Genomic DNA, 370 nt, shown 5'->3' with positions numbered 1-370 from the left:
CCGCAGGCGCCGCAGCGCTGGTGATGTCGGCCAATCCTTCGCTGACCTCGGACCAGGTACAGAACATCCTGTTCAGCACCGCCGTCGACCTGGGCGCCGCCGGCCGCGACATCTATTTCGGTTATGGTCGCGTCAACGCCGCCGCCGCCGTCGCAGCTGCCGGCACCGCGCCAGCCGCCGACACCACCGCACCGACCGTCTCGATCGCCGCACCGCTCGGCAGCAGCACCGTCTCCGGCCTGATCGCAGTGAGCGTGAACGCCGCCGACAACGTGGGCGTGGCCCGTGTCGACCTGAAGGTCAACGGCACCGTGGTCGCCTCCGACGTCGCAGGCCCATACGGCTTCTCCTGGGATTCGACCAGCGTGGC

1 protein-coding gene is annotated in these 370 nt (G+C 69.7%); it reads left to right on the top strand.

All coding sequences use genetic code 11. From position 1 onward, the window contains the following. On the top strand, positions 1-370 hold a 370-nt coding region (locus GM658_RS29015), incomplete at both ends, for an Ig-like domain-containing protein (RefSeq protein ID WP_229417113.1).

The organism is Massilia eburnea (assembly GCF_009720745.1).
Lineage (GTDB): Bacteria > Pseudomonadota > Gammaproteobacteria > Burkholderiales > Burkholderiaceae_D > Rugamonas > Rugamonas eburnea.
This window is presented reverse-complemented; position numbering and strand designations above follow the sequence as displayed.